At 66.4% G+C, this 9,381-nt stretch carries 9 protein-coding genes, 1 tRNA gene and 1 pseudogene; 9 read left to right on the top strand and 2 right to left on the bottom strand.

The features are described 5' to 3' along the window. Positions 1-9: 9 nt before the first annotated feature. From fdxH to V8683_RS14110, 8 genes and pseudogenes are all read left to right on the top strand, one after another. The gene (gene fdxH, locus V8683_RS14075) at positions 10-942 is read left to right on the top strand and encodes a formate dehydrogenase subunit beta (protein ID WP_411191324.1); all 933 of its coding nucleotides are present in this window, start codon (positions 10-12) and stop codon (positions 940-942) included. Beyond that, a complete protein-coding gene (locus V8683_RS14080; RefSeq protein ID WP_411191323.1) occupies positions 932-1,558 on the top strand; it encodes a formate dehydrogenase subunit gamma in 627 nt (208 codons plus the stop codon). Before fdxH ends, V8683_RS14080 begins: the two co-directional genes overlap by 11 nt. Positions 1,559-1,661: 103 nt before the next feature. Further along, a complete protein-coding gene (gene fdhE, locus V8683_RS14085; protein ID WP_411191322.1) occupies positions 1,662-2,594 on the top strand; it encodes a formate dehydrogenase accessory protein FdhE in 933 nt (310 codons plus the stop codon). A 15-nt stretch (positions 2,595-2,609) separates the two neighbouring features. Further along, positions 2,610-4,079, top strand: coding sequence for an L-seryl-tRNA(Sec) selenium transferase (gene selA / locus V8683_RS14090; protein ID WP_411191321.1), 1,470 nt, complete (start codon positions 2,610-2,612; stop codon positions 4,077-4,079). Next, positions 4,076-5,995 carry a selenocysteine-specific translation elongation factor gene (gene selB / locus V8683_RS14095; protein ID WP_411191320.1) on the top strand — a complete coding sequence of 640 codons (1,920 nt, stop codon included), beginning with the start codon at positions 4,076-4,078 and terminating at the stop codon, positions 5,993-5,995. Before selA ends, selB begins: the two co-directional genes overlap by 4 nt. A gap of 55 nt (positions 5,996-6,050) precedes the next feature. Further along, a tRNA-Sec gene (locus V8683_RS14100) sits at positions 6,051-6,146 on the top strand. Positions 6,147-6,352: 206 nt separating this feature from the next. After that, the gene (locus tag V8683_RS14105; protein ID WP_411191319.1) at positions 6,353-6,523 is read left to right on the top strand and encodes a hypothetical protein; all 171 of its coding nucleotides are present in this window, start codon (positions 6,353-6,355) and stop codon (positions 6,521-6,523) included. Between the two features lie 165 nt (positions 6,524-6,688). Further along, positions 6,689-7,120 (top strand): annotated as a pseudogene (locus V8683_RS14110) (MgtC/SapB family protein); the annotation flags it as partial. A 37-nt stretch (positions 7,121-7,157) separates the two neighbouring features. Here V8683_RS14110 and V8683_RS14115 read toward each other — a convergent pair. Together V8683_RS14115 and V8683_RS14120 are read right to left on the bottom strand one after the other, a co-directional pair. After that, a complete protein-coding gene (locus tag V8683_RS14115; RefSeq protein ID WP_411191318.1) occupies positions 7,158-7,919 on the bottom strand; it encodes a 4'-phosphopantetheinyl transferase family protein in 762 nt (253 codons plus the stop codon). Positions 7,920-7,987: 68 nt separating this feature from the next. Next, positions 7,988-8,635: a nitroreductase family protein gene (locus tag V8683_RS14120; protein ID WP_411191317.1), complete on the bottom strand. Its 648-nt coding sequence runs from the start codon at positions 8,633-8,635 to the stop codon at positions 7,988-7,990. 134 nt (positions 8,636-8,769) lie between these two features. On the opposite strand from V8683_RS14120, the gene V8683_RS14125 reads away from it, so the two are divergent. Next, positions 8,770-9,381, top strand: a 612-nt coding sequence (locus V8683_RS14125) for a 4'-phosphopantetheinyl transferase family protein (RefSeq protein WP_462880650.1), incomplete at its 3' end; no start/stop codon positions are given.

Consider the following 9,381-nt stretch of genomic DNA (forward strand, 5'->3'; position numbering starts at 1 on the left):
GCGCGAGACATGGCACTGCAATCGCTCGACATCAAGCGCCTTTCCGCGACCACCACGCCGCCGCCGGGCGTGCGCGAACCGGTCACGGGCACGGTGGCGAAGCTCATCGACGTCACGAAATGCATAGGTTGCAAGGCTTGCCAGACGGCCTGCATGGAGTGGAACGACCTGCGCGACGAGATCGGCGTGAACCACGGGGTCTACGACAACCCGATGGATCTCACCGAGCATTCGTGGACGGTGATGCGCTACACGGAGTACGAGAACCCGAACGGCAACCTCGAATGGCTGATCCGCAAGGACGGCTGCATGCACTGCGAGGATCCCGGCTGTCTCAAGGCCTGTCCCTCGCCGGGCGCGATCGTGCAGTACACGAACGGCATCGTCGATTTCCACGAGGAGAACTGCATCGGCTGCGGCTACTGCATTGCCGGTTGCCCGTTCAATATCCCGCGGCTTTCGAAGAAGGACCATCGCGTCTACAAGTGCACGCTCTGCTCGGACCGGGTGGCCGTGGGGCAGGAGCCCGCCTGCGTGAAGACCTGTCCTACCGGTGCGATCGTGTTCGGCACCAAGGAGGACATGAAGCAGCACGCGGCGGAGCGCATCGTGGACCTCAAGGAGCGCGGCTTCGAAAACGCGGGCCTTTACGACCCGCCTGGCGTGAGCGGCACGCACGTCATGTACGTGCTGCATCACGCCGACCAGCCCTCGCTCTATCACGGCCTGCCCGACAGTCCGCGCATCAGCCCGTTCGTGCGGCTCTGGAAGGGCGTGGCCAAGCCGCTCGCGCTGGCGGGCATTGCGTTGGCCGCGCTGGCGGGCTTTTTCCACTACACGCGGATCGGCCCGAACGAAGTGAGCGCCGAGGACGAAGCGGCCGCGATCGACGAAGCGCGCCGCATCAAGGGCGAACCCGAGGAGCGCGACGATGCAAAATGACGAACCCAGGCTGATCGAGCGCTATACCCCGAACGAGCGCACCAATCACTGGATCACGGCGATCAGCTTCGTGCTGCTCGCGCTTTCCGGTCTCGCGATGTTTCATCCCGCCATGTTCTGGCTTTCCGCGCTGTTCGGCGGCGGCCAGTGGACGCGCATCCTGCATCCGTTCATCGGCATCGTGATGTTCCTCTCGTTCCTGATTCTCGTGCTGCGTTTCTGGCATCACAATTATCTGGACCGCAACGACGTGCAATGGCTCAGGCAGATCGACGACGTACTGCACAATCGCGAGGACAAGCTGCCCGAAATCGGCAAATACAATGCGGGACAGAAGCTGCTATTCTTTACGCTGGTGGCTTGTCTCGTGCTGTTGCTCGCGAGCGGCATCGTGATCTGGCGGCGCTACTTTTCGTTCTGGTTTCCGATCGAGGTGGTGCGCCTTGCGGCAGTCGTGCATGCGGCCGCGGCGTTTGTCCTGATCGTCAGCATCGTCGTGCATATCTACGCGGCGCTGTGGGTGAAAGGCTCGATCGGAGCGATGACGCGCGGCACGGTCACATGGGGCTGGGCGAGGAAACATCATCCACGCTGGTTCCGCGAGAGCATCAAGTAGCGTAGAGGCTGCGCGGGGCCCTTGCAACAAGGCCCCGCGTGTTCCGGCAAGCCGCCGGCCCGGCAGGGCGCGGCGGCTTTTTCGTTTTCGGAGAAACCAGGTCGTGACGCAACGCATTCTCGATCCGGGCGAGATCCAGGCGCTCGATCCCTCCGCGATTCCGCGCATTCGTCTGCCCGAGCGCGCGACGCATTTCGCTACGCGTGCCGCGCGCCTGCGCAAGCTGGCGGAGCACAATCCCATCGGCGGCTATGTGCGGCTCATGGCGGTGCTGGTCGACGCGCAGCAGCACGCGCTCGAACGCGTGAGCGCGCCGATGCCCGAGCGCGAGGCTATCGAGAACGCGCAGCGCCATGCCATGCCGATTCTGCCCGCGCTTTCGGGGCAGCGCGATCCGCTGTGGCGCGACGTGCTGCGGCGTCTTGTCGACCACGTGGAAGCGGCGGGCGCTGTGGCGCCCGCGCTTGCGAAGGTGCTCGATACGCTGCGCGCGATGAGCGATGCCGAACTCGACGCGCAAGCCGATGCGCTGCTCGCGCAACGCTACGCCGAAGTCGCGCCCGCCACGGCGCCCTTCGTCATGGCTGCCCTGCAGGTGGTGTGGACCGATCTGGCGAGCCGGCTCGATGTGCGGGACGTGCCTTACGTCGATGCGCCCGGCGCATGCCCCATGTGCGGCGTGCCGCCCGTGGCGAGCATCGTGCGGGTGGGCGGCACGTACCAGGGCTATCGCTACACGCAATGCAGCCTGTGCGGGACCGAGGCGCATGTTGTGCGCGTGAAGTGCACGAACTGCGATTCGACCAAAGGCATCGCGTACCACGGCATCGACGGCGGCGACCCCGCGCTCAAGGCCGAATCGTGCGACGAGTGCCACACCTATCGCAAGATTGGCTATCAGGAGAAGGATTTCGACTTCGAGCCTCTCGCCGACGACCTCGCGAGCCTCACGCTCGACCTGCTGATGAGCGACGCGGGCTACCGTCGCGCGAGCCCGAACCCTCTGCTGTGGCCCGAAGTGCCGGCCGACCAGTAGAGGAGCGAAGCCACGATGAGCGAAGCCGTGGGACACGAAACGGAGCGTGACGCGCGCACGCTCAATGCATGGCTGGCGAGAATGCCGGCCGTCGAGCGTGTGATTGCCTCCGCTCCGGCGCAGACCTTGATCGCTGCGTACGGGCGCACGCAGGTGCTGGCGGCGATCCGCGCCACGCTGGACCAATGGCGGCGCGAAGCGCAGGCGGGCACGCTGGGGAAGATGGCGGGCGACGACGAACCGTTCGCGCTCGAACGTGTGATCGATCACGCGGCACGCGCACTGGCCGCCCGCGCGCAAAACCGGTTGCGTGCCGTGTTCAACCTGACGGGCACGGTGCTGCATACGAATCTCGGCCGTGCGCTGCTACCCGACGAATCGGTTCGGGCCGTCGTGCAGGCGCTCACGCAACCGGCGAATCTGGAGTTCGATCTCGCAACGGGCAAGCGCGGCGACCGCGACGACCTGATCGACGAATTGATCTGCGAGCTGACCGGCGCCGAGGCCGCGACCGTCGTGAACAACAATGCGGCGGCCGTGCTGCTGGCGCTCTCGGCACTTGCCTCGCGCAAGGAAGTGATCGTCTCGCGCGGCGAACTGGTCGAGATTGGCGGCGCGTTTCGCATTCCCGACATCATGAGCCGTGCGGGTGCGCGCCTGCGCGAGGTGGGCACGACCAACCGCACGCATCTCAAGGACTACGAAGCGGCGATCAATCCGCGTACGGCGCTGCTCATGAAGGTTCACTGCAGCAACTATGCGATCAGCGGCTTCACGAAGAGCGTCGAACTCGACGAACTGGCGCCGCTCGCCCATGCGCGCGGTCTTCCCGTGGCGGTCGATCTGGGCAGCGGCACGCTGACCGATCTCACGCAATGGGGGCTGCCCGCCGAGCCAACCGTGCGCGCGACCGTCGAAGCGGGCGCGGACCTCGTGACGTTCAGCGGCGACAAGTTGCTGGGCGGGCCGCAGGCCGGATTGATCGTCGGCCGCAAGGCGTTGATCGCGAAGATCAAGAAGCATCCGCTCAAGCGCGCGCTGCGCGTGGGCAAGCTCACGCTGGCCGCGCTGGAACCGGTGCTGAGGCTCTATCAGGCACCGGAATTCCTGCGCGAACGGCTCACGACGCTGCGCCTGCTCACGCGTCCCGCCGCTGAAATTCAGGCGGCGGCCGAGCGTGCGCTGCCCGTCTTGCAGCGTGTGCTGGGCGACGGCTACTCGGCGGCTGTCGAGCCGATGTTCAGCCAGATCGGCAGCGGCGCGTTGCCGGTGGACGTGCTGCCGAGCAGCGGTCTTGTCGTGCGCCACGCCGCCGGCAAAAGCGGTAGCGGCCGCGCGCTGCTGAAGCTCGAGCGCGCGCTGCGTGGGCTGCCGCGCCCCGTGATCGGCCGCATTGCCGACGACGCGCTGCGGCTCGATCTGCGCTGCCTCGAAAGCGCCGACGAAGCGGCGTTCGTTGCCCAACTCGCGGAGCTGCGTCTGTGATCGTCGGCACGGCGGGGCATATCGACCATGGCAAGACCACGCTGGTCCGCGCGCTGACGGGTGTCGATACCGACCGGCTCAAGGAAGAGAGGGCACGCGGCATTTCGATCGAACTGGGCTACGCCTATGTGCCGCTCGCCAATGGCGACGTGCTGGGTTTCATCGACGTGCCGGGCCACGAAAAGCTCGTGCACACGATGGCGGCGGGCGCGTGCGGCATCGATTTTGCCCTGCTCGTGATCGCTGCCGACGACGGCGTGATGCCGCAAACGCGCGAGCATCTCGCGATTCTGCAGTTGCTGGGCGTGACCGAGGGCGCCGTCGCGCTCACCAAAACCGATCGCGTGGACGCGGCCCGGCTAGCCGAAGTGAGAAAGGACATTGCCGCATGGCTCGCGCCCACGACGCTTGCAGGCGCGCCGTGTTTCGAAACGCGCGCCACGCAGACCGACGACGCAGGCGTCGCGAGACTGGACGCCTGGCTGCGCGAACGCGCCATGGCCAGGCAGGGCCGCCGCGACGACGGACTCTTCCGGCTGGCGGTCGACCGCGTGTTCACGCTCGCGGGCCAGGGGACGGTCGTGACCGGCACGGTGTTCGCGGGCCGCGTGCAGGTGGGCGATACGCTGATGCTGGCGCCGGCGGGACTGCCCGTGCGGGTGCGCAGCATTCACGCACAGAATCGCGCGGCGGAGCAGGGCCACGCGGGGCAACGGTGTGCGCTGAATCTCGCGGGCATCGACCGCGAGCAGATCGCGCGCGGCGACTGGATCGTCGATGCGAGGCTCGCGGAGGGGGCGACGCGCATCGACTGCGAGCTGAGTCTGCTCGACGATGCGGATCTGACGCTGCATCACTGGTCTCCGCTGCACGTGCATCTCGGCACCGCGCACCGCGTGGCGAACGTCGCGCTGCTGGAAGGCGAGACGCTGGGGCCCGGCGAGCGGGCGCGCGTGCAACTCGTGTTCGACGCGCCGCTTGGCGCGTTGCCGGGCGACCGTCTGATCGTGCGCAACGCGCAGGCGACGCGCACTGTAGGCGGTGGCCGCGTGCTCGATCCGTTCGCGCCGGCAAGACGCAGGCGCACGCCCGAGCGGCACGCATGGCTCGACGCATTACGCACCTGGCTCGACGAGGGACGCGCCGATGCGCTGATTGCGCAAGCGCCGAGGGGTATCGCGCGTACGACGTTGACGCAGTTGACCGGCTATGCGGCCGATGCGCTCGCGCTGCCCGGCGACGCGATCGAGGTGGCATCGTCGGGTCGTGCCGCCGAGGGTGTCGTGATGGCGCGGCAGCACTGGGCGCGGATGGCGGCACGCATCGTCGAGGTACTCGGCGAATTTCATCGGCGCGCGCCGGATGAGCAGGGCCCGGACGCCGCGCGCTTGAGGCGCATGGCGGCGCCGCTGGTGACGGATGCCGTGTGGCGTGCGGTGGTGGACGCGCTGGTGGACGAGGGCCGGGTAGTGCGCAGCGGGCCATGGCTGCACCTGCCTTCGCACGCGGTGACGCTCGACACGCGAGAAACGGTACTCGCGGCACGCCTGCGACCGTTGCTTGCGCAAGGACGTTACGATCCGCCGTGGGTGCGCGATCTCGCACGCGAAACGCGGGAAGAAGAGGAGACCGTGCGCGCGCTGCTGCGCAAGCTCGCGCGGCTCGGGGAACTGTACCAGGTCGTACGCGATCTGTTCTACGAGCGCGAGGTCGTGCACGAACTCGCGCGGCTCGTGGCGAACGCCGCCGCCGAACAGGGCGGTGCGCTCACTGCGGCAGCGTTTCGCGACGCAACAGGACTGGGCCGCAAGCGCGCGATCCAGATTCTGGAGTTCTTCGATCGCGTTGGATATACTCGGTTTCACCGCGAGCGGCATGTCCTGCGTCCAGACAGCCGCTTGCACGACGTGCTCTGAATGCCGCGCCATCGCGACACCCTCGGCGTTGCATCGGATATCTCAGGTCTGCAAAGGAAGGCATTCGTATCGGGTGGTACGGCCAGACTTCAAATCTGGTTGGGGACGTCAGCCGTTCCCAGGTCGGTTCGACTCCGGCTGCTTTCCGCCAGTCAAGGTTTTCGCGTCCCGCCGCGCGGAACTGTATAGGTAACCATAAAACTTCCGTTTGGAAGACTTATGGTTAACGAAATACGTCTTCCACTTGCAATTCGTTACACCTCGCTATCTCCGCGGGGTGAAATCAGCCTGCAGAAGCTCATAAGGTTCACAGCCGAGAGCAAGTGCGAGTTTGCACAGGCTCTCGATCGAAATGTCATGGGCTATCTCGATAGTCCATTTCAATTACATGTCGAATATCGCGGAAAAGGCGGCAAGAAGGTTCAGCAGAACTTCGCTCAAGGTTTTCTGGTGACCACATCTGAGGGGTTCATTTCTGCAACGCCCCTCCTGATGGTGCCCACATGGTCAAACTGGAAATCCGGATAGACGAAGCCATGCAGACGCTCTGACCAGGCGCCCAGCAGGGCGCCATTCGCTCCTGCCTGAATCGCAGACGTTGCTCTTTCCGGGCCAGCCGTGTTGCCGGTCAAATTGGCAACACGGCGATCGTCCGGCCACTCTCTTGCTGAGGCTGGCCCAAATTCCGTCCCGGTCTCAACTGGAAATTTCCGGCTCTTCGGGGTGGGCCGCGGGCTGACCACGGCGGCCAGCCTGTGGTCCGTCGCGAGGGGCGGTCTTGCCGTCGGTGGCGGCATGTACACTGCGGCCATCGGCGCGACCGTCATCATTCTGGTGATTCTTGCAGGAGTGAAGCCGCTTGAGCGCCGCTTCATTGCTGTCCGGCAACAGCGCAACATACAATTTCTGGTCGAGCGCGGAAGCGTTTCTGTGGATACATTGCAACATACGCTCGGCTCGGGAAGTGTCCGCGTCAAGCAGTTTATTGTGCAGCAGTCCGAAGACGATCCGGAATTCGACGACGTGCAAATCGCACTGTCACGTGTGACCCCCGGCGAGTTTTTCGCGATCTGCTCGCGGCTTGAAACCATGTCCGGCGTGCGCGCGTGTCGGCGCGACAAATGAACGGAGGCGAGACATGCTGGGAAGCTACGGATTCCGATCAAAAACGCCGGCTTAGCCAGCCATACGCGTGTATGGTCGAGGTCGAAAGCGGCGTGGCAGCGGCCGCGCTGATGCGGCCCGGCATGGGCAGATCGATCACCTTGAACAGGGCGCGCTCGATCTGGTGCACCGACACTGCCCCGATTCGTTGTGTGCGCAATCGGTCGCCGAGATCGACCGGTTGCGCGAGCAACTGCGATGCGCATGCCGTACGGGCGCAGTCGAGATCGGCCTGCACCCGGCCGCGCGCGAGCGGCGCAGCCGATTCGCACGCGGCACCCGGCATGATCGTTTCGAGACCGAACGCGTCGGCGCTCATGCCGATCGTGATCCAGATGCCGGCAAAGGCGACGCGCAGCGCGAGGGGCTGCGCAAGATCGGGTTCGCGCAGCATGGGCTGGCCGTGGTCGTTGTCGGTGAGTTCGATGGCTTGCGGCGCTTTGCCGAGAACATCGGCAAGAAGGTGCCGCAACGAGGCGCGCGCGATCGCATAGCGCCGCGAGAACGACGGGTTGCGATACTGGCGCATGTGCGCCGTCTCCTGGCGCGAGAGCCAGAGCGAGGCCTCTTCGCAACTCAGATAATCCCAGCTTGCACTTAGCCGCCAGATCATCAGCTCTCCGCTGCAGGGCAGAGGATTGCCGGTCCGCGTGTGCAGTCCTGAGCGATGCGGAATGAACTCGATGCCCGGCGTTTCGTAAATCGGATGTGATGACGGCTGGAAGCGGCGCGCGGCTCCCGCGTGCGGCGTGCTTCGCATGCATTCTCCTTGTACTTGACGTTGCGACGCGCGTGGCGACGTGCGCTCGCGGGCCCCTGCGCTCAGGGTCAGGCCGAATCGCTGCGGCCGGCCGGGCCGAACCATTCGCGCACGTAGTCTGCGCCCGGCGGACGCGCTTTCGTGCTCGTGCGCGGTGGCGGCGTGCCGACGAACAGGAAACCCAGGACGCGCTCGTGCGTGGCGAAACCCAGTGCGTCGTGCAGGCGCGCGTCGTAGCTGTCGGTCCCGGTTGCCCAGAAGCCGCCGTAGCCCAGCGCGTGAATCGCGTTGAGCATGTTCATCGCCGCGGCGCCGAGCGCGAGCACCTGCTCGACTTCGGGTATGCCTTCCTCATGCGAGACCGACACACCCAGCGCGATCACGAGCGGCGCAGCAAACGCCCGCCGGCGGCGATGCGCATGGGTTTCGCGCGGCTCGTCGGGCGTACGTGCCGCGGCGACGTCGACGAGCACGTCGCCGAGCGCGCCGCGCGCCTTGCCGCGCACAATGACGAAGCGCCAGGGCCGCAGCTTGCCGTGATCGGGCGCGCGCATCGCGGCGTCGAAGATCAGGTCGAGTTCGGCGTCGCGCGGGCCCGGTTCGGTGAGCGGCCAATGCGACTGGCGCGAGAGCAGCAGCGCGAGGGCGGTGTCCGCCTGCGCGGTGAGCGCCGGGGCGGTACCGACGGGAGGCGACGCGAGGAGGGAAGTGGTCATGGAGAGGAAAGACGAAGAACACGCGGACGGATATGATCGCCAAAAATTTCTATAATTGCAAATGATTCTCATTCATTTGATGGGCACGAGAAGATGCCGTACACTGCGCGATCATTTCCAGGAGGGGCTCGCGCTTGTTCAGTGCAATGCAGATCGAAGCAGCGGGACGCTGGCCCGACGATGTGGCGGTGTGGCGCGTCGACTGCGCACCCGCGCTGGTCGAGGGGGCGTTCTTTGCGCCGGGCAAAGCGGCGTATCTCGACGATGTGGAGCGCGCACGTGTGCTGCGTTTTCGTCGCGAGGAAGATCGCGTGCGCTTCGTTCTCACGCGGTCGACGTTGCGCGCGCTGCTCGCGCAGCGCCTTGGTGTGCCGCCGGCTACGCTGCGCTTTGACGCCACGCCGCAGGGTAGGCCCGTGCTCTGCGCGCCGCCCGGCACGCGCATGCTGTCGTTCAACGTCTCGCATAGCGGGCCGCATGCGTTGATTGCGATATCGGGCGTGCGCGAGGTGGGTGTCGACGTCGAACAGTACGGGCGGGTATCCGACTGGCGCGCGCTCTGTGCGCTCGCCTGCACCGCTACGGAGTGCGAAGCGCTGGAGCGCGCCCCCCCCCCCCCCCCCGCCCCCCGGGTGGGGGGGGGGGTGGGGGGCCTCTACCCCCAACGATACCGGGGTGCCCCCCCCCCGCCGGGCCGGGCCCCCCCCCCCCCCCCGCGCCGATCGACGCCGGCCTGTCGTTGGAGA

This window comes from Paraburkholderia sp. AV2 (assembly GCF_054968425.1).